Below are 26,639 nucleotides of genomic sequence, written 5' to 3'. Positions count from 1 at the left end.
CGCGGCATGCAGATCATCGAACTCCTCACCCCGCACTACGAGGCCGCCTGGCTGCCCTGGGCCGTGCAGTACTTCTTCCTGGCCGGCGTGGCCACGGGCGCTGCGCTGCTGGCCGCGCTGTGCGCCTGGGCGCCGGCGGACGGCCCGCTGCGCCGCCTGCTGCCCGTGGCCGTGCTCACCCTGGCAGTGAGCGTGATCGCCGCCCCGGTGTCGCTGCTGGCAGACCTGCACCAGCCCGCGCGCTTCTGGCATTTCTATGCGCACTTCACGCCGTGGTCGTGGATGTCGGTGGGCGCGCTGCTGCTGCCGGTGTTCGTCACCCTCGGCATCGCGCTGTGCGCGAGCTGGTGGCTGGGCCGCGTGGGCTGGATGCGCGCGCTGGCGCCGCTGCTGGTGCTCTCGGCCCTGTCCATCACTTTCTACACCGGCGCCGAGATGATGGTGGTCCGCGCGCGCCCGCTGTGGCACACGCTGTGGGTGCCGGTGAACCTGGCGCTGACCGGCTGGCTGGCCACCGTGGGCGCGGCCTTCGTGCTGGAGCGCTTCCTGCCCGCCGGCCTGCGCCCCGGCGCCGCCGCGCTGCAGCGGCTGCGCGGCCTGGGGCTGCTGCTGGCCGCGGCGCTGGCGGCCGTGGCGCTGGCCTGGGTGCTCGCGGGGCTGCGGGGCGACAGCCCGTCGTTCAACGCCGCGCTGCGCCTGTGGCGCGACTTCCCCGTGTGGCGCCTGACGATGCTGGGCTCGGCTGTGTTCGGCGCTGCCGTGCTCGGCGCGCTGCTGCGCGGGCGCCACCGCCTGGACGCGCCGGGCTACACGCTGGTGCTGGGCGTGGGCCTCGCGGCCAGTGCCTGGGCCTTCCGCTGGGCGCTGTTCATGGGCGTGCAGGGCGTGCCCAAGTTCGGCGCGGGCCTGTACCTGTACCACATGCCGCTGGGCGGCGACGGCCTGCTGGGCATGCTGGGCGTGGCCGGCCTGTGCGTGGCGCTGGTGGCCATGGCGGGCTGGGCGCTGGAGCTGTTCCCCGCCCGCCAGGGCCATGTTGCCTGAATCACAGCGAAATCAGCCTCCAACCCAACAGGGGCAAGCGCTGGAAGCTATCTAAACAGTAGCACAGTACTGCCCCGTGAAAGGCGCATATGACCGACAAGAACTCCCCCCCCGAATCCCCTGAACGCGAACGCCGCCGCCTGCTGTTGCGCGGCGGCGCCGTGGCCGGCGGCCTGGCCGCCTTCGCCGCGGGCTATGGCGAAACCCTGGCGCGCGGCGCCAAGGGCCTGGTCGCCGGCACCTCCGGCACGGCCACGCAAAGCGCCACGCGCGGCAATTCGCTCACGCCCGAATTCCGCATCGACCCCGCGACCGGCCAGCTCACGACCCAGCCGGGCCAGGTGGTCAGCCCATCGAGTTGCCTGGGCTGCTGGACGCAGTGCGGCATCCGCGTGCGCGTGGACACCGCGCACAACCGCATCCTGCGCGTGGCCGGCAACCCCTACCACCCGCTGGCCACCACGCACCACGCGCCCATGGAGACGCCGGTGCGCGAGGTCTACGCCCAGCTCGGCGGCGACAACGGCCTGGAAGGCCGCGCCACGAGCTGCGCGCGCGGCTCGGCCATGTTCGAGCACCAGACGGCCGCGCACCGCGTGCTCGCGCCGCTCAAGCGCGTGGGGCCGCGCGGATCGGGCCAGTGGAAGACGATCCCGTTCGAGCAGCTGGTCAAGGAAATCTGCGAGGGCGGCGACCTGTTCGGCGAGGGCCACGTGGACGGCCTGGCCGCCATCCGCGACGTGAAGACGCCGATCGACCCCGAGAACCCCGAATACGGCCCCAGGGCCAACCAGTTGCTGGTGACCGACGCCTCCAACGAAGGCCGCACGCCGCTCATCAACCGCTTCGCGCGCCAGTCCTTCGGCACGGTGAACGTGGCCAACCACGGCGCCTACTGCGGCCAGACCTACCGCGTGGGCACGGCGGCGGCGCTGGGCAACATTCCCGGCATGCCGCACGGCAAGCCGGACTGGAAGAACTCGCGCTTCGGCCTCTTCATCGGCACCGCGCCCGCGCAGGCGGGCAACCCGTTCCAGCGCATGGGGCGCGAGCTGTCCGAGGCCCGCGCGCGCGAGGAGAACAGCTACCGCTACGTGGTGGTGTCGCCCGTGCTGCCCATGTCGTCCAGCCACGCGGCGGGCGGCAACAACCGCTGGCTGCCCATCAAGCCCGCCACCGACCTGGCGCTGGTGATGGGCATGATCCGCTGGATCATCGACCACGCGCGCTACGACGCCGCGTTCCTCACCCAGCCCGGCCCGGCGGCCATGGCGGCGGCCGGCGAAGCCAGCTGGAGCAACGCCACGCACCTGCTGGTCAACGACCCCCGGCACCCGCGCTACGGCCAGTTCCTGCGCGGCGCCGACATCGGCCTGCCGATGCCCGCGCCCATCGACGAGAAAACGCCCGCCGAGGACGTGTACGTGGTGCAGCTCGCCGACGGCACGCTGGCGCCCCACACCATCGCGCAGAGCGCCGCGCTGGCGGTGGAGCGCGACTTCACGCCGCCGGGCGGCAGCGCGCCCCTGCCCGTCTGCAGCGCGTTCGTGAAGCTGCGCGAGGAGGCGCGGCGCAAGACGCTGCAGGAGTATTCCGACCTGTGCGGCGTGCCCGTGCAGGACATCGAGGACCTGGCGCGCGAATTCACCAGCCACGGCAAGCAGGCCGTGGCCAATTCGCACGGCGGCACCATGAGCGGCGCGGGCTTCTACACGGCCTACGCCATCGCCATGCTGAACAACCTGATCGGCAACCTCAACGTCCAGGGCGGCTGGGTGCTGGACGCCGGGCCGTTCGGCCCCTTCGGCCCTGGGCCGCGCTACAACTTCGCGCAGTTCGAGGGCGCGGTGAAGGCCACGGGCGTGGCGCTGTCGCGCACGCGCTTTCCCTACGAGAAGACCAGCGAGTTCAAGCGCAGGAAGGACGCGGGCCAGAACCCCTACCCCGCCCAGGCGCCGTGGTACCCGGCGCCCGGCGGCCTCTCCAGCGAGATGCTGGCCGCCGGCCTGCTGGGCTACCCCTACCCGGTGAAGGCGTGGATCAACCACATGAGCAACCCGGTGTACGCCATCTGCGGCTTCGAGAACACGCTGGCGGCGGCGCTCAAGGATCCGAAGAAGCTGCCGCTGTTCGTCTCGGTGGATCCGTTCATCAACGAAACCTCGGCCCTGGCCGACTACATCGTGCCCGACACCGTGACCTACGAGAGCTGGGGCATCGGCGCGCCCTGGGCCGACGTGGTCGCCAAGAGCAGCACGGTGCGTTGGCCCGTGGTCGAGGCCGCCACGGCCAAGACGGCCGAAGGCCGGCCCGTGGGCTTCGAGACCTTTGTCTTCGCCGTGGCCAAACAGCTCGGCCTGCCCGGCTTCGGCAAGAACGCCATGGCTACCCGCGACGGCGCGCCGCTCGACCTGGAAACCCCCGAGGACTTCTACCTGCGCGGCATGTGCAACATCGCCTACCAGGCCGGCAAGCCCGTGCCCGAGGCCAGCGACGACGACATCGCCCTCACCGGCCTCACGCGCTGGATGCCCGCGCTGCAGCAGCGCCTGCAGCCCGAGGAAGTGCGCCGCGTGGCCATGGTGATGAGCCGCGGCGGGCGCTTCGACCGGATCGAGGACGCCTGGCAGGGCGAGCACGTCAAGGCCGCGCACAAGTTCCCCGTGCAGCTCTGGCACGAGGGGCTGGCGAAGATGCGCCACTCCATGACCGGCGAGCGCTACGCGGGCTGCCCCACGTGGTACCCCACGCGCTTCGCCGACGGCAGCAGCATGCGCGCGCACTACCCCGAGGAGGACTGGCCGCTCACCATGAGCAGCTACAAGTCCAACCTGATGAGCAGCATGTCCATCGCCGCCTCGCGCCTGCGCCAGGTGCATCCGCACAACCCCATCAGCCTGAACCAGGAAGACGCGGCGCGGCTGGGCATCGCCAACGGCGACCGCATCGAGGTGCGCACCCCCGGCAGCAGCGTGCAAGGCGTGGCCCTGGTGCGCGGCGGCATCGCCCGGGGCGCCATCGCCATCGAATACGGCTACGGCCACACGCAGCTCGGCGCCGCGGCCCACACCGTGGACGGCCGGCCCATGGCCCGCAACCCGCAGCACGGCAACGGCGTGAACCTCAACGCCCTGGGCTTCGCCGACCCCACGCGGCCCGCAAAAGACAACGTGTGGATCGACTGGGTATCCGGCGCCGTGGTGCGCCAGGGGCTGCCGGTGCAGGTGCGCCGGGTCTGACCTTTTCCCATTCCAAGAAGGAAACACCGATGAAACCCCCGAAGAAAATCCACGCGCTGCCTGCCGCCGCCGCCGCCGCCGCCGTGGCCGCGCTGGGCCTGGCTGGGTTGGCCGTCTCGTTCGCGCAGGAGCTGGCCGCCACGCCCCATGCGCAGATGCCCCAGGTCATCGACGACCTGCCCGCCGACTACGCGGCCGACCTCTCGCCGCAGCAGCGCGCGCAGGTCGAGCGCGGCCGCTACGTCGCGCGCCTGGGCGACTGCGTGGCCTGCCATACGGGCGACAAGTCCCAGCCCATGGCGGGCGGCCTGGCGCTGGAGACGCCCTTCGGCAAGCTCTACTCCACCAACATCACGCCCGACAAACAGCACGGCATCGGCGCCTACAGCTTCGCGCAGTTCGACCGCGCCATGCGCAAGGGCGTGGCCGCCGATGGGCACAACCTGTACCCGGCCATGCCCTACCCCTCGTACGCCAAGATGACGGGCGAGGACATGCAGGCGCTCTACGCCTACCTGATGCAGGGCGTCAAGCCCGTGCAGGCGGCCAACAAGGCGTCGGAGATGGGTTTCCCGTTCAACCAGCGCTGGGGCCTGGCGCTGTGGAACGGGCTGTTCCTGGACGACGCACCGTTCGCGCCCCAGCCGCAGCAAAGCGCCGAGTGGAACCGCGGCGCCTACCTGGTGCAGGGCCTGGGCCACTGCGGCGCCTGCCACACGCCGCGCGGCCTGATGTTCCAGGAAAAGACCATGACCGGCGAAGGCGGCAAGGGCGCCCTGTTCCTGGCGGGCGAAACCGTCGAAGGCTGGCGCGCCCTGAGCCTGCGCAACCTCTGGACGCCCGAGGAAACCGCCGAGCTGCTCAAGACCGGCCGCAACAAGCACGGCACCGTCTCGGGCAACATGGTGGACGTGGTGCAGCACAGCACGCAGTACATGACCGGCGGCGACCTGCTCGCCATCGGCACTTACCTGAAATCGCTGCCGCCCGGCAAGGATGACCTGCCCATGCAGGTGGCGCAAGGCCCCGGCCCGGCCATCGCACCGCACCAGGCCGCCGCACCCGCTGGCGATGCGCCGGCGAACCTGTTCACCACGCGCGGCGGCCTGGGCTACCTGCAGTTCTGCGCCGACTGCCACCGTGGCAACGGCGACGGCGTGCCGGGCGTGTTCCCTTCGCTCGCGGGCAACAACACGCTGCAGTCGCAGGACCCCGCCACGCTGATCCACATCATGCTCACGGGCTGGAAGGCGCCGGTCACGCTCAGCCACGCCAAGGCGCTGACCATGCCGGCCTTTGCCCAACTGGGTGACGCGGAGATCGCCGACATCCTGAACTTCACGCGCCGCGCCTGGGGCCGCGCCGATGCGCGCGAGATCCAGGCCGCCGAAGTGGCCAGCGCGCGCAAGCAGCTCGATGCCACGGCCGACAAGCGCCGCCCGTTCGAGACGCCGCGCCTGGCCGACATGCTGAAGGAAAAGAACGCCCAGCAACTCGTGCTGGGCGCGCGCCTGAACATCGATACCGCGCGCATGCTGCCGCACAACGTGGGCGCCAGGATGAACTGCGCGAGCTGCCACCTGAACGCCGGCACCGTGGCCGACGGCTCGCCGTACATCGGCGTGTCGGCCTTCTTCCCGAGCTACGGCGCGCGCGCGGGCCGCGAGATCGACCTGAAGGAGCGCATCAACGGGTGCTTCCGCCGCTCGATGAACGGCAAGCCGCTGCCGGTCGATGGCGAGGAGATGCAGGCGATGGTGGCCTTCTTCGACTGGATGAAGGGCGCCACCAAGCCTGAGGACAAGGTGGAAGGCCGTGGCGTCGGCAAGATCGATAAAAACATCGTGCCCAACCCCGGGAACGGCCAGAAGGTCTACGCCGCCCAGTGCGCCATCTGCCACGGCGAGAACGGCGAGGGCATCAAGAACGCCAGGGGCGAGATGGTCTATCCGCCGCTGTGGGGCGACGAGTCGTTCAACATCGGCGCGGGCATGGCGCGCACCTACACGGCGGCGGCCTTCGTCAAGCGCAACATGCCCATCGCCTTCCATGGCGGCTTCCCGCTGGGCCAGGGCGGGCTGACCGACCAGGAGGCCGTCGATGTGGCCGAGTACTTCAGCCACATGCCGCGTCCCGACTTCGCGCCCAAGGTCAAGGACTGGCCCAAGGGCGGCAAGCCCTCGGATGCGCGCTACTGAGAACCTGTGGGATACAGGTAAAAAATGCCGCCAGCCCTTGTCCATCAAGCGCTGGCAGCTATCAAACCGGGAGCGTGCTCCGCTGCACGTGGCACACGCGCACCGGGATGCCCTGGGCTACGCAGTAGTCCAGCCAGCGGATCTGGTTGTCCTGCAGCTTGTCGCCCGGCGCCTTGACCTCCACCAGCTCGTAGCGCCGCTCGGCAGGCCAGAAGCGCACCAGGTCCGGCAGGCCGGTGCGGTTGCCCTTCAGGTCGCGCAGCAGCCGCTCGAAAAACAGGCGCAGGTGCGCGGGCGGCATGCAGTCCAGCGCCAGCCCGAGCAGGCCCCCGGTCAACGCGCCCCAGGCCACGAAGGGCGACTGCGTGCCGTGCTTGTCCGCGAAGCGCTGGAGGATGGTGGCGCGGTAGCGGCCGTCCTCCAGCTCGGCCAGGCAGGCGTCGAACAGGGGCCGGCGGCGCGCCACGAAATCCGGCGCGCCCAGGTCGGCCGGGCCGCTCTGGAACGGGTGGAAGAACGCGCCCGGCAGCGGCGCGAACACGGCCGGCCAGCACAGCAGGCCGAACAGCGCGTTGACGAGCGTGTTCTCCACGTAGAACACCGGCGCGTCGGTGCGGTGCCAGTGGTCGCGCAGCGCATCTTCGACGGCGCCGGGCGGCTCGGTGGGAGGCAGCGCCACGTCCTCGCGCAGCGCGGCCACGGCCACGGCCGGGGCCAGCGCGGTGCGGCGCGTGCCCGCGCCCTGCCCCAGGCCGCGGCGCAGGCGCGGCAGCATGCGCGCCACGCGCTGGCGTTCTTCTTCGCTCTCGGGCGCGTCCAGCGCCTGGCTGGCCAGGGCCAGCGCCTGGTGCAGGCAGGCCATGCGCTCCAGCACGCGGATGTGCCGGTGGCGCGCGCCGGGGAAGCGGCTGGCGGTGTACGCCTGGGCGGCCAGCGGCCAGTCCTGCGCGCGCTCGCAGGACTGGCCGATGCGCAGCAGCACCTTGGCGCGGCGCTGCTCCAGCCACGGGTGGGCGCTGGCGCAGGCCAGCGCGTCCTGCAGCAGCGCGGCGCGGTCGGCGCCCTCGTCCAGCGCGCGGCGGCAGGCGTGCAAGGCGAGGTAGCGGTCCACGTCGGCGCGGCTCTGGAAGGCGCGCGAGGCGGCATCGATCGGCACGGCCTCGTAGCGGAACACACCCAGGTCGGCCAGCACGAATTCCGACCAGCCCTGGTGCAGGTTGCCGAAGAACATCAGCCGCAGGCGCTCGCAGCGCTCGCCCACCATCACGCGCCAGGCGGGCTCGGTGGCCTGCGGGTTCCATGCGGCGTAGGGCTGCCGCAGGCCGGCGCGGTCGGCCAGCGCCTGCAGCATGTCGGCCTTGCGCATGGCGGCGTGCAGCGGCGCGCCCTGCAAAATCTGTAGCAGCTCGCGCTTGGTGTGCAAGGCGAAAAGCTCGGAAAGGCTTAAATCCTGCTCGGTGCAGAGCCAGCCCAGCGCCAGCAGCGGCGCAGCGGCCTCTTCAGTGTGGGGAATCTCCTCGTATGCCAGCTTGCTGGCGCGGAACCACGGCCCGCGCCGCATCACCATGCGCACCAGCAGCGCCCGCGCGTCCTGCGGCAGCGCACGGAAGCAGGCCAGGAACTGCTGCTCCGCATCGTCCAGCAGGTCGCCATGGCGCGCCTGCACCCAGTCCAGCGCGCGCTGGAAGTTGTGCAGGTAATAGAAGCGGTGGGGCGGGAGCGGCGGGCCGGGCGGCATACCAAAAACTGTGCGTTTATACAGTGGATGATAGCAACGCCACCGTAATGCTGCGATAACGCGCCCTTCCTAGAATGCGGGCTTTTTGCCCGCCATGCACATCCTGATCGTCGAAGACAACGCGCTGGTGGCCAGCGGCGTGCGCGCCGGGCTGGAGCTGCACGGCTTCACCTGCGACGTGGCGCCCGATGCCGCCACCGCGCGCGAGCGCATGGACGGCGCCCGCCACGCCACGCCCTATGCCGCCTGCGTGCTCGACCTGGGCCTGCCCGACGGCGACGGCATCGCCCTGCTGCAGCGCTGGCGCGCGGCGGCGGTCGATGTGCCGGTGCTCATCCTCACCGCGCGCGGCACGCTGGAGGACAAGGTGGCCGGCTTCGAGGGCGGCGGCGACGACTACCTGACCAAGCCCTTCGACCTGCAGGAGCTGGTGCTGCGCCTGCGCGCCCTGCTGCGCCGCGCCGCGGGCCGCGCGAGCGACCGGCTGGCGCTGGGCGACTGCGAGGTGCGCATGGACACGGCCGAGGTCTGGCGCGATGGCGCGCGCGTTGACGTCTCGCGCCGCGAATGGGCGCTGCTCGCTGCGCTGCTGCAGGCGCATGGGCGCACGCTCACGCCCGCGCAGCTGCACGACAGCCTGTACGGCTTCGACCTCGACGTGGGCAGCAACACCGTCAACGTGCACGTGCACCACCTGCGCCGCAAGCTCGGCGCGGACATCATCGAGACGGTGCGCGGCGTAGGTTTTCGTTTAGGACGCAGCGCATGAAAAGCCTGCGCCTGCGCCTCGTGCTGGGCCTGAGCCTGACGCTGTGCGTGCTCTGGGGCAGCGTGGCCGCGTGGCAGTTCACGCACATGCAGCGCGAGCTGCGCACCATGCTCGACGAGCGGCTGATCGCCTCGGCCAAGATGGTGGCGAGCATCGTGCACCAGTTCCAGCCCGCGGACGGCAGGCTGCCCACGCCCGCCGAGCAGGAGGCGCTGCAGTCGGTGATCGCGCGCGACGGCGTGGCCTGCGAGGTGAGCCTGGTGCGCAGCGAGGTCGAGGTGCGGCCCATCGCCCGCACCGGCAACGGGCCCGATTTCTCCACCCTCGGTGGCCCCGGCTTCGGCCAGATCACCAAAGGCGGCAAGGCCTGGCGCACCTACGTGCTGGAGGACAACGGCCTGCGCGTGGCCACGGCCGACCGGCTGGATGTGCGCGAGCACCTCGTGCAGACGGTGGTGCGCACGCTGGTGCTGCCCTTCGCGCTGGCGCTGGCGGGCGTGCTGCTGCTCACCTGGTGGATCAGCACGCGCAGCCTGCGGCCGCTGCGCCACCTGCGCGAGGAGCTGGCGCGGCGCCCGCCGCACGACCCCACGCCCGTGTGCGCGGGCCGCGACACGGTGGAGCTGGCGCCGCTGGTGGACAGCCTGAACGGTCTGCTTGCGCGCATGGATGCCGCCATCGCCCACGAACGCCGCTGGACGATGGACGCCGCCCATGAGCTGCGCACCCCGCTCACGGCCATCAAGACGCACGTGCAGGTGGCGCAACTGGTGCTGGACCAGGCGGGCCCACCCGCGCAGGCGGGCGATGCGCTGCGCCAGGCGCAGGAGGGCATCGGCCACATGCACGCCACGCTGGAGCAACTGCTGCAGCTCGCGCGGCTGGAGAGCGCCAGCGCCCAGGGCAGCGCCGAGGGGGCGCAGGGCGAGGCCATCGTGCAGGCGTTCGCGCTGGCCGTGCGCCAGTCGCGCCAGCGTGCCGCGCACGAAGGCCGGGCGGTGCCCGCCGTCGCGGTGCAGGTGCTGCCCGCGCCGGACGAAGGCCCCGCGCCCTGGGCGCAGGCGGCCCTGCCGCTGCCGCCTGCGCTGCTCACCGGCGCCGTCTCCAACCTGCTGGACAACGCCCTGCGCCACCACCAGGGCGAGGGCCCGGTGAGCGCCACGCTGCAATGGGTGGAGGGGGCCGCTGGCGCGGCCGTGGAGATCCGTGTGCGCGACCAGGGGCCGGGCCTTTCGCCCGCGGAGTGTGCGCAGGCCGCGCAGCGCTTTTGGCGCAAGACGGCCAGTGGCCCGGGCTGCGGCCTGGGGCTGACCATCGTGCACCGCATTGCCGAGAGCGTGGGCGGCAGGCTGGTGCTGGCCCCCGCGCGCCCTGGGCTGGAGGCGCGGCTGCTTCTGCCACTGCAGCGCACACCGCATGGCTTGAAGGGCTGAGAGCCCTCCAGCGCTTGCCAGGCAAGCGCTGGAAGCTATCAATTGGAGAGCGTTGCGGGCGTGGTACACCGCGTCATCGCCCCGGCATGGCACGCGGCCATAATGCCCGCCATGCCCAACCGCTGGAAACCCAACGTCACCGTGGCGGCCATCGTCGAGCACGAAGGCCGCTTTTTGCTGGTGGAAGAAGACACGGCCGACGGCCTGCGCCTGAACAACCCGGCTGGGCACCTGGATCCGGGCGAATCGCCGCTGCAGGCCTGCGTGCGCGAGGTGCTGGAGGAGACGGCCTACGATTTCGAGCCCGAGGCGCTGGTGGGCGTGTACCTGAACCGCTTCACGCGCACGCGCACGGGCGACGATATCACCTACCTGCGCTTCGCCTTTGCCGGGCGCGTGGGCACGCACCACGGCTGGCGCACGCTGGACGACGGCATCGTGCGCACGGTGTGGCTCACGCTGCCCGAGATCCGCGCCTGCGCCGAGCGCCACCGCAGCCCGCTGGTGCTGCAGTGCATCGAGGACTTTCTGGCGGGCCGGCGCGCGCCGCTGGAGCTGGTGCACACCGATGCCAGCGTGCTGCAGGCGCCGGTGCATACGCCCCGGGTCGTGCGCGCCTAGTGTGCTGTCCCGTAAATAGCTGCACGAAATGAAATCGATGGATTCGTGTTCAGGGCGAGGCGCAAACCGCAGTGATAGCCGTAGCTATCACGAGGATTTGCAACGACGCCCTGAACGCGAAGACGCGATTTCATGTGCAGTTATTTGCAGGACAGCACACTAGAACCAGACAGGAAACTTGTGCACCGCGGCGGCAACCGCAATGCCGACGCCGATGCCGGCCGCTATTTCCAGGCGCGTATGGCCCATGCGCTCGCGCAGCGGCGGGTGCTCCGGGGTGTTGGCGGCCAGCTTGTTGATGGCCTCGGCATGCTTGCCCACCTGCCGGCGCAGGCTGTTGGCATCCAGCATCACGATGCCCGCCAGCGTGACGGCGACGCCAAAGGCGGGATGGCCAATGCCCTCCTTCAGCGCGATGAGGGCCGCCATGCTGCTGACGATGGCGCTGTGGTTGCTCGGCAGGCCGCCGTATCCGATCAGCCCGAACGCCAGTTGCCGGGCCTTGATGCTGTTGACGATGAATTTCGTGACACCAGCCACGAGCCAGGCCAGAAAAGGGGTCAGGGCGTAGCTGCCGTCCATGGTCACGCTCCCACTGGCCACAACGCCCAGCCGCAGGCGGCCACCCACAGCACCACCGTGAGCAGCAGTTGCCAGTCGGCCAGCAGCGCATCCGTCGGCGACTCGCCGCCCTCCAGGGCTTCCACCACGAACCAGTAGCGGAACAGGCCGAACAGCACCAGCGGAACCGTGATGACCAGCGCGGGCCTGGCCGACATCACGAACATGCTGTAGAACAGCAGCGCGCCGGTGGCGGACATCTCGGCGTAGCGGTCCACCAGCGCCACGGAGTATTTCTCCAGCACCTTGCGGCCCTCGGTGCCGCTCTGGCTCAATTCCTGGCGCCGCTTGACGGCCGCCAGGTACAGCGCCAGGCACAGCGTGGTGATGGCCATCCAGGAGGAGACTGGCACGCCCAGCGTCATGGCACCGGCATAGACCCGCAGCACGAAACCAATGGCGATGGTGAAAATATCGACCACGGGCTGGTGCTTGAGCACGAAGGTGTAGGCCAGGTTCAGCACCAGATAGGCGGCGATCACCATCACCACCTTCGGGGCGGCGAACCAGCCCCACGCCAGCACGGCATAGAGGACGGCGAGCAGAGCCAGTGCCGCAGGCACGGAGACGATCCCGGCGGCCAGAGGGCGGGTGCGGGACTTATGGGGGTGGCGCCGGTCATGTTCGATGTCGTGCATGTCGTTGATGACATACGTTGCCGACGACGCCACGCAGAACAGCAGCATGGCCAGCAAGGCCTGGCTGACCGCATCCGCGTTCAGGAATTCCCCGGAAAAAATCAGTGGCGCCAGAACGAAACCATTCTTGACCCACTGTTTTGGCCGCATCAGCTTGATTAACCCCAACATCCGCGTCAGGGGCGAGTGGGCCGTTACGGTACCATGCATTGCTTTTTGAACCTCGGTGATAACATTAAATGCTTGCCTCGACCAAGCTGGCAATTAAATATGCCATTTTCGCACTGATCGCTACCGCAGCGAACATTGGTGCCCAGGATCTCTCCATTCGTACCTACAGCGGGGCCTTCGACATTCTGGCCTCGGTCATCGTGGGCACCGGGGTCGGTCTCGTTGTCAAATATGTCCTCGATAAACGCTACATCTTTCGTTTTCGTGCACGTAGCGTCGCCCACGACACCCGGACTTTCGCTCTCTACACCGTCATGGGCCTGGCCACCACCGTGGTTTTCTGGGGGTTCGAGTTCGGCTTCCAGCACCTCTTTGAAACCCGGGAAATGCGCTACCTGGGCGGCATCATTGGCCTGGCCATCGGTTATTTGACGAAATACCACCTCGACAAGCGCTACGTCTTCCGCTCGGAGGGCGCATGAGGCCGGTTTCCTCCTGGGGGCGCCTCAGCGCCCATCCGCACCGCGTCGTCGGCCTGAACGATCCGCGCAAGGTCACGGAGGCGCTCTCGTGCGGGGGCGCGCCGGGAGTCGCCCATGGTATGGGCCGCAGCTATGGCGATGCGTGCCTGAACCCGGAGGGCACGCTCTGGCTGACGACGGGGCTGGACCATTTCATTGCCTTCGACGACCGCACCGGCCGTCTGGTGTGCGAAGCAGGGGTCTTGCTGCGCGACATCCAGCGGCTGGCGGTTCCACGCGGCTGGATCCTGCCGGTCACGCCCGGCACGCAACTGGTGACGGTGGGCGGCGCCATTGCCAACGACGTGCATGGCAAGAACCACCATGTGCTGGGCGCGTTCGGCGACCATGTCCAGCGCCTGACCCTCATTCGCACCGATGGCGAAACCATCGAGTGCGGGCCGGATGAGCGCCCCGATTGGTTCGCCGCCACGGTCGGCGGCGTGGGGCTGACCGGGGTGATCGTGCAGGCCGAGATCCAGTTGCGCCGTATTCCCGGCCCCTGGCTGGAAACCGACACCATTCCCTACGCCAATCTGGATGAATTCTTCGAGCTTGCCGATGATTCCGAGGCGCAGTGGGAACACACCGTGTCCTGGATCGACTGCATCCCCGGCAGCGGCGGGCGCGGTCTGTTCATGCGTGGCAACCCCGTTGCCGCAGGGCAGCGGCCAGCGCCTGCGGGCCGCCAGCTGACCATGCCCATCGTGCCGCCGGTTTCGCTGGTCAACCGGCTCTCGCTGCGCCCTTTCAACATGGCCTACTACCATCTGAAGAAATGGCGCGCAGGCCGGGCTGTCACGCATTACGAGCCCTTTTTCTATCCCCTGGACAATCTGCTCGAATGGAACCGCATGTACGGCCCCAGGGGATTCTTCCAGTATCAGAGCGTGGTGCCGCGCGGGGTGGCGCGGGATGCGGTCCAGTCCATGCTGCAGGAAATCGCCCGCTTCGGCGATGGCTCCTTTCTCGCCGTCCTGAAGACATTCGGCAACCGCGAGCCGGCCGGAATGCTGAGCTTTGCGCAGCCTGGCGCCACGCTGGCGCTGGATTTTCCCAACCACGGGGAGCGCACGCAGAAACTTTTCGCGCGCCTCGACGCCATCGTGGCCGAGGCCCGGGGCCGCATCTATCTGGCCAAGGATGCACGCATGCCCAGGGCGCTTTTCGAGGCGGGCTATCCGCGCCTGCCGGAATTCTTGAAATACCGGGATCGGGGCATCAGTTCCGGCCTCTCACGCCGTTTGATGGGAAGTTGAATGCACGACAGGAAAAGAATCGTCCTCATTGGCGCCACCTCGGCGATTGCCGAGCATTGCGCCCGGCTGTGGCTGCAGAGCCAGCCCCTTGACCTGGTTCTGGTGGCGCGGGATGCGCAACGTGCTGAACGGGTGGCCGCCGATCTGAGGGCGCGCAGCCCGCAATCGGAAATCCAGATCCTTCAGGCAGATTTTCTGGACCCCGCAGCCATCGACGCTGTGGCTGCGCGTATTTTCGAGGCAGGCCGAGTGGATACCGTGCTGATCGCCCATGGCTCGCTGCCCGAGCAGGCGCAATGCCAGGACGACCTGCAGGCATGCCAGGATGCGCTGGCCATCAATGGCGTCTCGCCCGTGCTGTATGCCGAGGCCTTTGCCAGGCACATGGCGCAAGCCAGCCACGGCACCATGGCGCTGATCGGCTCGGTGGCTGGCGACAGAGGGCGCAAATCCAATTACGCCTACGGCGCGGCGAAAGGGATGGTCACGCGCTACGCCCAGGGGCTGCAGCATCGTTTCGCGGGTACCGGCGTGCGGGTCGTATTGGTCAAGCCCGGCCCGACCGATACCCCGATGACCGCGCACCTCAAGGGCCAGGGCGCCAAGCTGGCACCGGTGGAAAGCGTGGCGAAACATATCGTGGATGGCATCGCAGCAGGCAAGCCGGTGGTTTACGCGCCGGGTAAATGGTGGTTGATCATGATGGTCATCCGGCATCTGCCATCGTTTATCTTCAACAAGATGAATATCTAAAGCCTGCGGGAAAGACCCAGGGAGTCAGGGCAAAAGCCATGTTCTTGAAAAAATACAATACGCTGAGCAACCCATATAAAAATATTCTCACGGGGCTGCTTCTCTTCTTTGTTTATTTTGCCGCCACCTTCGTCAAGGCCCCCATCCTTTTCCTGAAACCTCGTTTCTGGGCCGAGGAGGGGGTTGTCTACTTCCTGCAAGGCAGGGTCATCGGTCTCCTGGAGACGGTGACGGCGATGCCTTTGGGATATTTGTCGTTTCCCGCAAACATTGCAGGCTGGGTGTCCGCGCAGCTTCCGCTTTACTATGCACCCTATGGGGCGCTGATTGTCAGTCTGGCAATACAGCTTTTAATTCCCTGTGTGGTGATTTTCAACCGGTATTTTGATGGTCACAGGGCAAGGCAAGCAGTCTTCCTGCTGATTCCGCTGCTGGTCTTTCAATCTTTCGAGACCTGGTTGAACTCCATCAACAGCCAATTCTGGATGCTCCTGGCCGCCTCCATGATTCTGGCGGCACCGAGGATGGCGGGGGGCTTGCCTGTCACCTGCTTCAATTTTTGCGTGGCGCTTCTGGCGGGGTTGTCGGGGCCGGGCAGTGCTTTTCTTGCACCGCTGTTCGTCATCCGCGCTGTGCTTGAGAAAAGAATAAAGTGGCTGCTTTTCGGGCTGGCGGTGTCGGTGGGGGCGGTGCTCGTTCTGGCCTTGCAGCAGAATTCTCGGGCCATCTCTTTCCCAGTCGATGTATTCGGGGTGTTTGCCTCGTTTCACCTCGTTTTCAACAACATTTGCATGCGTTGTGCCAATGTTGTTCATCCTCTGCTGGTTCAGCATGGCGCGGTACGCTGGCTCTTGGCAATGCTGGTGGCTGCTGTTTATACGTTTTTCTGGAGGCGTACCGATGAAAACGGGCGCTGGCTGCTTGCGGCATCCATGGTTCTGACGGCGCTGACGTTCGCTTCCATGCTGGGCAAGGATATGGTGTTGGGCTATCCACCATTTTTTGGCGCACGGTATCTTTTCGCGCCCGCGGCGCTTCTTTTCGGCGCATTGGTGAGTTCCGCATTCCGTCGGCGCCGGCTGGAGATTGCCATTCTGGTGCTCCTGGCACTGAATGGGGTTTCTTCGTCTATTTTCTATCCTGTGGCCGGAAAATTTGGCGGAGAGGCATGGCGGCAAGGTGTTTCCAGATTCCATGCGGGTGAAGGTGACGTGATTTATTTCGATCCTGGTCTTTGTGCCTTTTCACCATCGGCAGGTCATGGTGGAGAGAAAAGATTCAGGCTGGCAAAAGCCACGATGGATTCATTTGAATTCGATACGGCCACGCATTCACTCAAGGATCAGAAGTTCTTCCTGTACAGGCAGTCCACCACGGCCCACGAGTGGGAGGCGGGTGCTCCTGATTGGCAGGTCACCACGCTGTTCATGTACGGCTCCTGGCAATATGGTTTCTGCCGTGGTGGCGATACACCCGCCTGGAGTCCGGATGAGGCGCCTGCCAATGGCAAGGTGGTCATCAAGAAATCTGACATCGGCCCGCTTGAGGGGTATCGCTTCCTGATAGGTTTTGGCGACGATTTCGCAGCCATGCTGGCCAGGAAGGACTTCCTCATCATCGAGGGGGCGGAACTGCTGAGAGCGCAGGAGTAGACGGCTGGGATAATTCCAGCCCTATGAAAAAACAGCGCGTCGTCGTGGGCCTGTCGGGCGGGGTGGACTCCGCCGTCACGGCCCACCTTCTTAAAGCAATGGGCCACGAGGTGGTCGGCATCTTCATGAAGAACTGGGAGGATGACGACGACAGCGAATACTGCTCCAGCCGCCAAGACTTTTTGGATGCCGCCAGCGTGGCCGACGTGCTGGGCATCGAGATCGAGCACGTCAACTTTGCCGCCGAGTACAAAGACCGGGTGTTTGCCGAGTTCCTGCGCGAGTACCAGGCGGGGCGCACGCCCAACCCCGACGTGCTGTGCAACGCCGAGATCAAGTTCAAGGCCTTTCTTGACCACGCCATGCGTTTGGGCGCGGAAAAAATTGCCACCGGCCACTACGCGCGCGTGCGTCAGAACCCGGCCACGGGCCTGTTCGAGCTGCTCAAGGGGCTGGACCCGGCCAAGGACCAGAGCTACTTCCTGCACCGGCTGAACCAGGCGCAGCTCTCCAAGACGCTGTTCCCGGTGGGCGCGCTGCACAAGACCGAGGTGCGCCGCATCGCCGAGGAAATCGGCCTGCCCAACGCCAGGAAGAAGGATTCCACCGGCATCTGCTTCATTGGCGAGCGGCCGTTCCGCGAGTTCCTGAACCGCTACATCTCCAAGGAGCCCGGCCCCATCCTCGACGACAGGGGGCGCAAGCTGGGCCGGCACGTCGGCCTGTCGTTCTACACCCTGGGCCAGCGCCAGGGCCTGGGCATCGGCGGCGTGAAGGAGAAGGGCGCGGCACGCGGCGCGGGCGAACATGCGCCCTGGTTCGTCGCCCGCAAGGAGCTGGACAGGAACGTCCTGCGCGTGGTGCAGGGGCACGGCCACCCCTGGCTGCTGTCGCACCGCCTGGTGGCGCAGGACACGAGCTGGTGCGCCGGCCAGGCCCCCGCGCCCGGGGCCTACGCCGCCAAGACGCGCTACCGCCAGCAGGACGCCGCCTGCCAGTTGCAGGCCGTGCCGGATGGCTTCGCCCTGCAGTTCCCCGAGGCCCAGTGGGCCGTGACCCCGGGCCAGAGCGCCGTGCTGTACGACGGCGAGGTCTGCCTGGGCGGCGGCGTCATTGCCGCGGCCCAGGCGCTGCCCGAGGAAATCGAAGAAAAACGGCTCTAGCCCTTGTGCAGCAAGCGCTAAAAGCTATCAAAAGCGAAGCGATTGAAGCACAGCCGCTCAGTCATCGCTGCTATTGGCCAGGCTGATGAGGATGCGCAGCACGTACCAGAGCATCAGCGCGATCGACGCGAACAGGTGCAGCGCCGCGCCTGCGGGGCGGTCGGCCGGGTAGTCGTGGATGATGCGCGAGGTGTCGTACAGCACGCAGGCACCGGCGAAGGCCACCATCAGGCCCGAGAACCAGATTCCCAGCTTGAAGCCGAAAATCGCGCCCGCGATGATGGTGCCCAGCGTCACCAGGCCCACCACCTTCAGGATGCCGCCGAGGAAGGAGAAATCCGTCTTGGAGGTGAACGCCGTCCAGGTCAGCGCGCCCACCAGCAGCAGCGTGATGAACGCCGCCGCGCCGATGGCACCCGGCGCCACCAGCTGGGCGATGCCGAACATGGGCGCGAAGATCAGCCCTTCGGCCAGCACGTACAGGCCCAGGCCCACCCGCTGGGTTTGCGCGCTCTCGGCGTTGTCGGCCAGGTGCGAGGCCAGCCAGCCCACCAGCATGAAGGCGCCCAGCACGCCCAGCCACAGGAACTTGCTGCCGCTGGACAGCAGCATCCGGGCGGCGGCGCTGGACAGGCCGCTGAACATGAGCACGGCCGACAGTGCCACGAAGGCCAGGATGGCCGCGCCCAGGTGCTGGTAGGTCGAGACGATGAAATCGCGCCGCGCGAAGGGCGCGCCTTCCGGCGCGCCGGGGGTGAGTGCGTTGGAGGTCATGAATGCTTCCGGAAATAGGTTGGCAAACTCAGGCGGCGGCCTCGTGGGCGGCACGCAGGCGGCGGTTGGACCACATGCCCCCCACGCCGATGAGCGTCAGGAAGATGGCGACGACCCACAGGCCCGCGCCGCTGAACGACTGCGCCGTCGATTCGGCCTTGGCCTGCAGGCGTTGCTGCGTGGTCTCGTAGGTGATGACGGGGACGCCGCCGACCCGGATGTCGTACACCAGATTGCTGTCGCCGCGGTCCACCAGGGCCTCCACCTTCTCGTCGATCATGGCGGCCACCAGCGCTTTGGGCGTGCTCTGGTCGATGTGGAGCTTCTGCACCTCGCCGCCGCCGTCGGGCTGCACGTTGATCTGGTAGTAGTGCTGTGTGGCGCGGCGGCGCTTCTTCACCGTGACCTCCGAGGCCTCGAGCACCTTGCCGCTCACGGTGGCCAGCTGGTCGCGGGCCGTGTAGGCGTGGTCCGCGTCGGCCTTCCAGCCGCTGTAGACCGACAGGGCGATCAGCCCCGGCCCGGCCAGAACCAGCAGCCAAGCGTAGCCGGTGATGAATATCAGGATCTTGCGGATGAATCCCATGGCGTTTCCCTTTCTCTCTTTTGCGGCAGTTGTATGGTTTTGATGTGCCTGCGCCTGACCGCCAGCCCAGCGCAGGGGCCCGATCATCTGTGAAAGAAAAGGAAATCGTGTAAGGAATCGTTGGTTCTGTCGCCCCCAGGCTTCACTTGACAAACTGGAGGGGCGGCCTTGTGCCAAACCGTTGTAAAAGCCTGCAGGCGCCCTTCCTTCAAGGGGGTGAAGCTATGCATTCAGTAGCAAAAAGGGCACCCGCGGGCGCCCTTCGTGCAAGCACTTGCCGCAGCGGCAAGGCGGATCAGAACGGAATGTCGTCGTCCATGTCGTCGAAGCCCGAGGCCGCGCGCGGCGGCGGTGCCATGGGCGCGGGAGCCGGTGCCGGGCGCGGGGCGGGCGCGGGACGCTGCTGCATGGGGGGCGGCGCGGCGCGGCGCGGCGCCTCGTAGCCGCCGCCATCGCCGTAGCCGTCATCGGGGGCGCCGTAGCCGCCACCGCCGCCCTGGCCTTGGCGGCTGCCCAGCATCTGCATGGTGTCGGCGCGGATTTCGGTGGTGAACTTCTCCGCGCCCGACTGGTCGGTCCACTTGCGCGTGCGCAGGCTGCCTTCCACATAGACCTGCGAGCCCTTGCGCAGGTACTGGCCGACGATCTCGGCGAGGCGGCCGTTGAACACCACGCGGTGCCACTCCGTGGCCTCCTTGTTTTCGCCGGTGTTCTTGTCGCGCCAGCGGTCGGTGGTGGCGATGGTGACGTTGGCCACCTGGTCACCGCTGGGGAAGGTGCGCATCTCGGGATCGCGGCCCAGGTTGCCGACGATGATTACTTTGTTGACGGAAGCCATAAAAATTCCTTTGGCAGTAGCCCGGAAGGCAGGGGGAATGTTTCCGGGCCAGACGAGCGAATGAAGCGGCCTCGCGCGAGGCCGCCGGTGCGCAGCATAACGGGGTTGCGGGCCGCTGGCACAGGCCGTATTCAAAAAGCCCACACATGCCCCGCGGGGCCGCCGGTCAGTACCGGCCCACGGGCCGCAGCGGCCACGTCAGCAGCAGCCACAGCGCCGTCAGCAGCGCCGTGGCGGCGAACAGCCCGCCCGCGCCCGCCCACTTGGCCAGCAGCCCGCCCAGCGCGCCGCCAGCGAACAGGCCCAGCGACTGCAGTGTGTTGTACGCCCCCAGTGCGGCGCCGCGCAGCGCGGGCGGCGCCATGCGCGACACCAGGCTCGGCTGCGTGGCCTCCAGCGCGTTGAAGCCGCAGAAGAAGATGAACATCACCACCGCCAGCCAGGCCAGCGCGGGCGGCTGGCCGCTGGCCGCCATCAGCCCCAGGGCCACCTGCACCAGCAGCACCAGCGCAATGGCCGCCAGCAGCGCGGCGCGCAGGCGCCCGCGCCGCTCCATGGCGAACAGCCCGCCCATGGCCAGGAAGGACAGCACCACCGCCGGCAGATAGACGTGCCAGTGCGCGCTCTTGGCCAGACCAGCCTGCACCAGCATGGCGGGCACGGCCACCCACATGGCCATCTGCACCGTGTGCAGCACGAACACGCCCAGGTTCAGGCGCAGCAGGTCGCCATGGCGCCACAGGTCGGCCAGGCGGCCACGCGGCGCATCGGCATGGCGCGCGGGCTCGGGCGGCACCCCCCACAGCACGATGGCCACGCCCGCCAGCGCCAGCGCGCAGGTCAGCCCGAACAGCCCCGGCAGCCCGACGGCCGCCGCCAGGGCCGGCGCCGCCACCAGCGCGATGGCGAACATCAGCCCGATGCTGCCGCCCACCAGCGCCATGGCCTTGGTGCGCACGGCATCGCGCGTCTGGTCGGCCAGCAGCGCCGTCACGGCGGCGGACACCGCCCCGGCCCCCTGCAGCGCGCGGCCCGCCACCAGCCCGGTGAGCGAATCCGCCAGCGCCGCCAGCAGGCTGCCCGCCGCGAACACCAGCAGCCCGGCGACGATGACGCGCTTGCGCCCCAGGCGGTCCGAGGCCAGGCCCAGCGGCAACTGCAGCACCGCCTGCGTCAGCCCGTAGATGCCCATGGCCAGCCCCACCAGCGCCGGGTCGTCGCCGCCCGGGTACTTGCGCGCCTCCAGCGCGAACACCGGCAGCACGAGGAACAGGCCCAGCATGCGCAGCGCAAAGATCAGCGCCAGGCTGATGCTGGCGCGGCGCTCCAGCGGGGTCATGCGGGTCGGGGCGGCGGGAGTGGGCGAAGCAGACACAGGGCGGCAGCCGGAAGGGCGGGGGAAGGTGAAAGGCGTGATTCTCGCCCAGGCGGCCCCCGCACGAAGAAACGGCACCCGAAGGTGCCGTCGTGTTGATGGCAAAAACAGCCGCCAGCGCCCGCAGGGCAAGCGCTGGCAGCTATTCAACCCATAGCATCACACGGCATCACGCCGCCCTGGCACGCCCCTGGCGCCAGCCCAGCAGGCCCAGCAGCGCCGCCAGCAGCGCCAGCGCCCATTCGCCCAGCGTGGGGATGGACTTCGCGGCATCCGGGCTGGGGCCGGGCGCCGTCAGGCCGGCCGGGATGATCGGGTCGGCGATCAGGCCCACGCGCGGGTCGGAGTCGCCCGCGCCGTTGTCCAGCACGGAGTAGGTTGCCGTCTTGCGGTCGGCGCTGAGCTGCACTTGGCTCGTCCAGTCCATCCACTCATCCGGCGCGCCGAAGCTGGGCGGGCCGAACTTCATGAAGCGCACGCCCTGGGGCAGCGCCTGCGGGTAGGTCAGCGAAATCGTCACGCCGTGCTGGCAGTCCGTCGCCAGGAACTCGAAGCTGCCGTAGCTCACCGTGAAGCCCGGCGGCACCTCGCCCGCGAACTGGGCGCCGGCCAGGCGGCAGTTCGGGTCCTGCGCCGGGCTCAGCGCCGCCGTGCTCGCCGTGGCCGTGCCCGTGGTGCCCGTGCCGCTGGTGGGCGTGGGCACCGTGCCCTGCACCACGCCCTTGGGCGTCACGCTGTTCGAGGGGCTGGAGGCCGCGCCCGTGCCCGCCGCGTTTGTCGCTGTCACCGTGAAGGTATAGGCCACGCCATTGGTCAGGCCCGGCACCACGATCGGCGAGGCCGTGCCCGCCACCGTGGCGCCGCCCGGCTGCACCGTCACCGTGTAGCCGGTGATGGGCGAGGTGCCTGCGTCCACGGGCGGGGTGAACGCCACGCGCGCCTGCGTATCGCCCGGCGTGGCCACCACGTTTGTGGGCGCACCCGGCGCGGCGGTTTGCACGTTGAACGTGCGGCTCACGCGCGGCGCGGCCAGGTATTGGCCGTCGCCCGCCTGGTCGGCATGGATGGTGCAGGCGCCCGCCGTGTGGAAGGCCAGTGTGCCGCCGCTGGTGATCTCGCACACCGCCAGCGTCGCCGCATCGGCCGAGAACGCCACCGCCAGGCCCGAGCTGGCCGTGGCCGCCAGCGTGGGCGTGGCGTCCAGGCGCTGGCTGGCGGGCTGGGCGAAGGTAATCGTCTGGCCCATCTTGGGCGTGACGCTGTTCGAGGGGCTGGAGGCCGCGCCCGTGCCAGCGCTGTTCTTCGCCGCCACCGTGAAGGTGTAGGCCTGCCCGTTGGTCAGTCCCGGCACCGTGATGGGTGACGCCGTGCCCGAAACCTTGGTCCCGCCCGGCTGCACCGTCACTTCGTACCCGGTGATGGGAGCGCTGCCCGTGTCGGTTGGCGCGGTGAACGTCACCGATGCTTGCTGGTCACCCGCAGTGGCCGTGCCAATGGTCGGTGCGCCCGGTACGGCGGCGTTCACCGTAATGGTCACCGTGGCAGGCGCCGAAGTGCCGCCGGCATTGGTGGCGGTGTAGGTGAAGCTGTCGCTGCCCGAATAGCCGTTGGTTGGTGTGTAGATGATGCCGGTGCCGCTGGCGGTGGCGGTGCCATGGCCGGCTCCGCTGGCCACGGCCACGCTGGTGGGCGTGCCGCCGGTGATGTTCAGGGTGATGGCGTTATTGCTGCTGTTGGCGGCCACGGTGGCGCTCACCGCGTTGGCCACTGGCGCCTGGGGATTGACGGTGATGGTCACCGTGGCGGGTGCCGAGGTGCCGCCGGCATTGGTGGCGGTGTAGGTGAAGCTGTCGTTGCCCGTGTAGCTCGCCGTGGGCGTGTAGGTGATGCTGGTGCCGCTGGCGGTGGCGGTGCCATGGCCGGCCCCGCTGGCCACGGCCACGCTGGTGGGTGTGCCGCCGGTGATGTTCAGGGTGATGGCGTTATTGCTGCTGTTGGCGGCCACGGTGGCGCTCACCGCGTTGGCCACTGGCGCCTGGGGATTGACGGTGATGGTCACCGTGGCAGGTGCCGAGGTGCCGGCCGCATTGGTGGCGGTGTAGGTGAAGCTGTCGTTGCCCGTGTAGCTCGCCGTGGGCGTGTAGGTGATGCTGGTGCCGCTGGCGGTGGCGGTGCCATGGCCGGCCCCGCTGGCCACGGCCACGCTGGTGGGCGTGCCGCCGGTGATGTTCAGGGTGATGGGGTTGGCACTGCTGTTGTAGGCCACGGTGGCGCTCACCGCGTTGGCCACTGGCGCCTGGGGATTGACGGTGATGGTCACCGTGGCGGGTGCCGAGGTGCCGCCGGCATTGGTGGCGGTGTAGGTGAAGCTGTCGTTGCCCGTGTAGCTCGCTGTGGGCGTGTAGATGATGCTGGTGCCGCTGGCGGTGGCGGTGCCATGGCTGGCCCCGCTGGCCACGGCCACGCTGGCGGGCGTGCCGCCGGTGATGTTCAGGGTGATGGCGTTATTGCTGCTGTTGTAGGCCACGGTGGCGCTCACCGCGTTGGCTACCGGCGCCTGGGGATTGACGGTGATGCTCACCGTGGCAGGCACCGAAGTGCCGCCGGCATTGGTGGCGGTGTAGGTGAAGCTGTCGTTGCCCGAATAGCCATTGGTTGGTGTGTAGCTGATGCTGGTGCCGCTGGCGGTGGCGGTGCCATGGCTGGCCCCGCTGGCCACGGCCACGCTGGCGGGCGTGCCGCCGGTGATGTTCAGGGTGATGGGGTTGGCACTGCTGTTGTAGGCCACGGTGGCGCTCACCGCGTTGGCCACTGGCGCCTGGGGATTGACGGTGATGCTCACCGTGGCGGGCACCGAGGTGCCGCCGACATTGGTGGCGGTGTAGGTGAAGCTGTCGTTGCCCGAATAGCCATTGGTTGGTGTGTAGCTGATGCTGGTGCCGCTGGCGGTGGCGGTGCCATGGCCGGCTCCGCTGGCCACGGCCACGCTGGTGGGCGTGCCGCCGGTGATGTTCAGGGTGATGGCGTTATTGCTGCTGTTGGCGGCCACGGTGGCGCTGACTGCATTAGCGACGGGCGCAGCGATCAACTGCCACCGCGCATAGAACTCGGTATTGCCGGAAATAGTGAAGGTACTGTCCGGGTCGTAATTGGTGCCACTGCCGTTGGCCGCCGTGTTCCAGCCATTGAAGGTGTACCCGGACCTGGCCAGGCTGCCGGTATTACCCAATACGGTGACCGTCGAACCGCTGCTGTACGGGCTGTTCCCATCTGTTGGAACACTCCCCCCCGTATAGCCATTGCCATAGTAGGTAACGGTATAAGTTGCAGCAGGCACGTAGGTGAACTTGCTGTTCGCGCTGGTGGCGCTGGTGCCGTTGCTGGTGGTCACGGTCACGTCCACCGTGCCGGTACCTGCGGGCGCGGTGGTGGTGATCATGGTGCTGTTGACGACGGTGGTGCTGGTGCCGTCGTTGTTGCCGAACTTCACCGCCGTAGCGCCGGAGAAGTTGGTGCCGGTGATGGTGACGGGGGTGCCGCCTGCTGCCGGGCCGCTGGTGGCGCTCAGGTTGGTGACGGTGGGGGCTAGCAGGGATGTCGAGGTGAACGTGAAAACGACGGTGCCAGGGTCCGCGTTGGCGGCACCTCTACCAGGGACATTGAAGGTCATTGTCTTCCCGCTGGCAGTGGCCGAGTAACTTGCCGCGTCGGTGGCCGTTCCGCCGGTTTGCGTGATGCTGGTGATTTGGCCAAGGTTTCCGCCACTGAAAACGGCCTGGAACGAGCCAAGGTCATTCCAGCTGTATCCCAACCCGATGGTCAGGGTGACCGTTGAGGCCCCCGGGTTCACATCGAACCGAGTGCCGTCGCCGAAGTCTTGTCCCACGCCGGAGTCCACTGTCACGGGAGGGAGCGCTTGTACTCCGTTAACCCAGATCTCAACACTGGTTCCTGCCGTGCTGGCATGCAGGTTGAAGCTGAACAGGCTGGCAAGGCAGCCCAGGAGCAGCGTGGCGGCCCAGCGGTGCAAAAGGGAAAACCAGGGCTTATCCCGATGTGTGCATGCGGGGTATGTGGTGGGCGGCATGGCTATGCTTTCGTTTCAAAAACCATAGCTGCCAGCGCTTGCAGGGCAAGGGCTGGCAGCAATTTCATGCAATAAAGAACGGCAGGTTTGTCAGGGTCTCGTGGGGAATTCGCCCTGCAGGCAGATGCACAGGTTCAGCGCCAGGTAGGGCTGCATGTTGTCGTGCGCCTGCCCGCCGCCGAAGGGCGTGAGCGCCGTGGGGGCCAGCGGGGCGTCCAGCGGACTGGGTGCGTAGGCGGGCTGAGGCTGCGTCCCTATGGCCGCGGGCTTGCGGCCTGCCGCCAGAAATTTGTCCTTGGGCACGTTGGTCGTGGCGTTGCCCGTATGCACCGCGATGGCGTGCTCGTGCGGCGGCATGTGCGCGGGCTGCAACGTTTCGGTGGACTTGCCCACGGCCTGGCCTGTGGTGCGCGGCGTCAATCCTGGGCCGGGGCCCTCGCCCATGGGGGCTTGGCTGCGCAAATCGGGCAGGTTGAAGTTTTGGGGGGACGTGCCGCCATAGCGGTTGCCGATGACGGTATACAGCGCCGGGTTTTGCTGCGCCAGCATGGTCTGCCCTTGGCAGAAGGCCCAGTCCCGGGGCGGGTAGTCGAAGGCGAAGGCACGGATTTCGCCGTAGAAGGGGTCTGACATGGATTCCTCCTGGGGATTACTGGCGGGGGGGGTAGGTGCCGGAGGTGGCGATGCACCAGTTCACGACCAGCGAGGGCTGCATGTTGTCGTGCGGCGCGCTACCGCCGCTGATGGTCACGGCGGCGGTGTTGAGCGTGCCGGCGGCGGTGTCGGGCGCGGCGTAGGCCATGAAGGTGGCCGGCACGGCCATGGCCTGGGCAGAGGGGCCGTTGGCGGTGGCTGTGGCTTTGCTACCCTGCACCTGGTGCGTGTGCGACGGCACCTGGGCGGCGGTGAGGGTGACGGTTTCGCTGCCGTTCTTATGCCCTTGAGGGAAGGTGGCGCTGCAGCCCAGCGGCGTGCGCCCGCGCAGGTCGGGCAGGGCGAAGGTGGTGCGGCCGTCGCCGCCGTAGCGGTTGCCGAGCAGCGAGAACAGTGCGGCGTATTGGGTTGCGTTCAGCAGGCTGCCGTTGCACGGCAGCCAGCCTCGGGGAATGATGCCGAAGGCGAAGGGGCGGAGTTCTCCGACGAAGGGATCCATGGCGCG

Annotated in this window: 21 protein-coding genes; 11 read left to right on the top strand and 10 right to left on the bottom strand. The window is 68.2% G+C overall.

Annotated elements, in window-relative coordinates; translation table 11 throughout:
* Window positions 1-6 precede the first annotated feature (6 nt).
* The 3 genes from nrfD to YS110_13965 all read left to right on the top strand — a co-directional run bounded on the left by nrfD (window position 7) and on the right by YS110_13965 (window position 6,481).
* Window positions 7-1,044 carry a polysulfide reductase NrfD gene (nrfD, locus tag YS110_13975; protein UJB65779.1) on the top strand — a complete coding sequence of 346 codons (1,038 nt, stop codon included), beginning with the start codon at window positions 7-9 and terminating at the stop codon, window positions 1,042-1,044.
* An 89-nt stretch (window positions 1,045-1,133) separates the two neighbouring features.
* Window positions 1,134-4,283: a tetrathionate reductase subunit TtrA gene (gene ttrA, locus YS110_13970; protein UJB65778.1), complete on the top strand. Its 3,150-nt coding sequence runs from the start codon at window positions 1,134-1,136 to the stop codon at window positions 4,281-4,283.
* Between the two features lie 29 nt (window positions 4,284-4,312).
* Window positions 4,313-6,481: a c-type cytochrome gene (locus tag YS110_13965; GenBank protein ID UJB65777.1), complete on the top strand. Its 2,169-nt coding sequence runs from the start codon at window positions 4,313-4,315 to the stop codon at window positions 6,479-6,481.
* 61 nt (window positions 6,482-6,542) lie between these two features.
* On the opposite strand, the gene YS110_13960 is transcribed toward YS110_13965, so the two are convergent.
* Window positions 6,543-8,219: a VRR-NUC domain-containing protein gene (locus YS110_13960; GenBank protein ID UJB65776.1), complete on the bottom strand. Its 1,677-nt coding sequence runs from the start codon at window positions 8,217-8,219 to the stop codon at window positions 6,543-6,545.
* A gap of 94 nt (window positions 8,220-8,313) precedes the next feature.
* Here YS110_13960 and YS110_13955 point away from each other — a divergent pair, with 94 nt between their 5' ends.
* The 3 genes from YS110_13955 to YS110_13945 all read left to right on the top strand — a co-directional run bounded on the left by YS110_13955 (window position 8,314) and on the right by YS110_13945 (window position 11,042).
* Entirely contained in the window at window positions 8,314-8,988 is a 675-nt protein-coding gene (locus tag YS110_13955) for a response regulator (GenBank protein ID UJB65775.1), read from the top strand.
* The gene (locus YS110_13950; GenBank protein ID UJB65774.1) at window positions 8,985-10,421 is read left to right on the top strand and encodes a sensor histidine kinase N-terminal domain-containing protein; all 1,437 of its coding nucleotides are present in this window, start codon (window positions 8,985-8,987) and stop codon (window positions 10,419-10,421) included. The genes YS110_13955 and YS110_13950 overlap by 4 nt, the downstream gene beginning before the upstream one ends.
* A 111-nt stretch (window positions 10,422-10,532) precedes the next feature.
* Window positions 10,533-11,042 (top strand): NUDIX hydrolase, encoded by a 510-nt coding sequence (locus YS110_13945; protein UJB67460.1) that lies wholly within the window; start codon window positions 10,533-10,535, stop codon window positions 11,040-11,042.
* Window positions 11,043-11,201: 159 nt separating this feature from the next.
* Here the strand turns inward: YS110_13945 and YS110_13940 are convergent, their stop codons facing one another.
* Window positions 11,202-11,624 (bottom strand): divergent PAP2 family protein, encoded by a 423-nt coding sequence (locus YS110_13940; GenBank protein ID UJB65773.1) that lies wholly within the window; start codon window positions 11,622-11,624, stop codon window positions 11,202-11,204.
* Window positions 11,625-11,626: 2 nt separating this feature from the next.
* Window positions 11,627-12,511, bottom strand: coding sequence for a decaprenyl-phosphate phosphoribosyltransferase (locus YS110_13935; GenBank protein ID UJB65772.1), 885 nt, complete (start codon window positions 12,509-12,511; stop codon window positions 11,627-11,629).
* A gap of 29 nt (window positions 12,512-12,540) precedes the next feature.
* Here YS110_13935 and YS110_13930 point away from each other — a divergent pair, with 29 nt between their 5' ends.
* Genes YS110_13930 through mnmA form a run of 5 tightly spaced genes read left to right on the top strand, consistent with a single transcriptional unit; the run spans window position 12,541 to window position 17,820 of the window.
* Window positions 12,541-12,954, top strand: a complete 414-nt coding sequence (locus YS110_13930; protein UJB65771.1) for a GtrA family protein — start codon at window positions 12,541-12,543, stop codon at window positions 12,952-12,954.
* The gene (locus tag YS110_13925; protein UJB65770.1) at window positions 12,951-14,252 is read left to right on the top strand and encodes an FAD-binding oxidoreductase; all 1,302 of its coding nucleotides are present in this window, start codon (window positions 12,951-12,953) and stop codon (window positions 14,250-14,252) included. The genes YS110_13930 and YS110_13925 overlap by 4 nt, the downstream gene beginning before the upstream one ends.
* Window positions 14,253-15,005 (top strand): SDR family NAD(P)-dependent oxidoreductase, encoded by a 753-nt coding sequence (locus tag YS110_13920; GenBank protein ID UJB65769.1) that lies wholly within the window; start codon window positions 14,253-14,255, stop codon window positions 15,003-15,005.
* A complete protein-coding gene (locus tag YS110_13915) occupies window positions 14,939-16,657 on the top strand; it encodes a hypothetical protein (protein ID UJB65768.1) in 1,719 nt (572 codons plus the stop codon). Before YS110_13920 ends, YS110_13915 begins: the two co-directional genes overlap by 67 nt.
* 23 nt (window positions 16,658-16,680) lie before the next feature.
* Window positions 16,681-17,820 (top strand): tRNA 2-thiouridine(34) synthase MnmA, encoded by a 1,140-nt coding sequence (mnmA, locus tag YS110_13910; protein UJB65767.1) that lies wholly within the window; start codon window positions 16,681-16,683, stop codon window positions 17,818-17,820.
* Between the two features lie 57 nt (window positions 17,821-17,877).
* Here mnmA and YS110_13905 read toward each other — a convergent pair whose 3' ends face one another.
* The 7 genes from YS110_13905 to YS110_13875 all read right to left on the bottom strand — a co-directional run bounded on the left by YS110_13905 (window position 17,878) and on the right by YS110_13875 (window position 26,633).
* Window positions 17,878-18,594, bottom strand: a complete 717-nt coding sequence (locus YS110_13905) for a Bax inhibitor-1 family protein (protein ID UJB65766.1) — start codon at window positions 18,592-18,594, stop codon at window positions 17,878-17,880.
* A 28-nt stretch (window positions 18,595-18,622) separates the two neighbouring features.
* The gene (locus tag YS110_13900) at window positions 18,623-19,180 is read right to left on the bottom strand and encodes a hypothetical protein (GenBank protein UJB65765.1); all 558 of its coding nucleotides are present in this window, start codon (window positions 19,178-19,180) and stop codon (window positions 18,623-18,625) included.
* Between the two features lie 295 nt (window positions 19,181-19,475).
* A complete protein-coding gene (gene ssb, locus YS110_13895; protein UJB65764.1) occupies window positions 19,476-20,018 on the bottom strand; it encodes a single-stranded DNA-binding protein in 543 nt (180 codons plus the stop codon).
* A 166-nt stretch (window positions 20,019-20,184) separates the two neighbouring features.
* The gene (locus YS110_13890) at window positions 20,185-21,357 is read right to left on the bottom strand and encodes an MFS transporter (GenBank protein ID UJB67459.1); all 1,173 of its coding nucleotides are present in this window, start codon (window positions 21,355-21,357) and stop codon (window positions 20,185-20,187) included.
* Between the two features lie 205 nt (window positions 21,358-21,562).
* On the bottom strand, window positions 21,563-25,063 hold the full coding sequence (locus tag YS110_13885) for an IPTL-CTERM sorting domain-containing protein (GenBank protein UJB65763.1): 3,501 nt from the start codon (window positions 25,061-25,063) through the stop codon (window positions 21,563-21,565).
* A 507-nt stretch (window positions 25,064-25,570) separates the two neighbouring features.
* Window positions 25,571-26,113, bottom strand: a complete 543-nt coding sequence (locus tag YS110_13880; GenBank protein UJB65762.1) for a phage tail protein — start codon at window positions 26,111-26,113, stop codon at window positions 25,571-25,573.
* A gap of 16 nt (window positions 26,114-26,129) precedes the next feature.
* Complete coding sequence (locus YS110_13875; GenBank protein ID UJB65761.1) at window positions 26,130-26,633, bottom strand: phage tail protein; 504 nt, start codon at window positions 26,631-26,633, stop codon at window positions 26,130-26,132.
* Between the last annotated feature and the right edge of the window lie 6 nt (window positions 26,634-26,639).

Origin of the sequence: Acidovorax sp. YS12, from assembly GCA_021496925.1 — a bacterium.
Classification (GTDB): Bacteria; Pseudomonadota; Gammaproteobacteria; order Burkholderiales; family Burkholderiaceae_C; genus Paenacidovorax.
The sequence above is the reverse complement of the archived record's forward strand: the minus strand, read 5'-3'. Positions and strand labels throughout refer to the sequence as shown.